Below are 465 nucleotides of genomic sequence, written 5' to 3' on the forward strand. Positions count from 1 at the left end.
GCTGAACGCGCTCGACGAAAAGTTCGAACTGGAGCAGGCGCCGGTCGGCGGCGCCGGCTACGAGGCAAGCGGCCATCCGTTGCCCGACGCGACGCTCGCGCTCGCGAAGGAAGCGGACGCGATCCTGTTCGGCGCGGTCGGCGACTGGAAGTACGATTCGCTCGAGCGCGCGCTGCGCCCCGAGCAGGCGATCCTCGGCCTGCGCAAGCATCTGGAGCTGTTCGCGAACTTCCGTCCGGCGATCTGCTATCCGCAACTCGTCGACGCTTCGCCGCTCAAGCCCGAGCTCGTCGCGGGCCTCGACATCCTGATCGTGCGCGAACTGAACGGCGATATCTACTTCGGCCAGCCGCGCGGCGTGCGCGCCGCGCCGGACGGCCCGTTCGCGGGCGCGCGCGAAGGCTTCGACACGATGCGCTATTCGGAGCCGGAAGTGCGCCGCATCGCGCACGTCGCGTTCCAGGC

1 protein-coding gene is annotated in these 465 nt (G+C 69.7%); it reads left to right on the forward strand.

Translation table 11 applies throughout. The features are described 5' to 3' along the window. Window positions 1-465, forward strand: a 465-nt coding sequence (locus tag J5M67_RS28330) for an isocitrate/isopropylmalate family dehydrogenase (protein WP_243434934.1), incomplete at both ends; no start/stop codon positions are given.

Origin of the sequence: Pseudomonas sp. 30_B (assembly GCF_017491605.1) — a bacterium.
Classification (GTDB): Bacteria; Pseudomonadota; Gammaproteobacteria; order Pseudomonadales; family Pseudomonadaceae; genus Pseudomonas.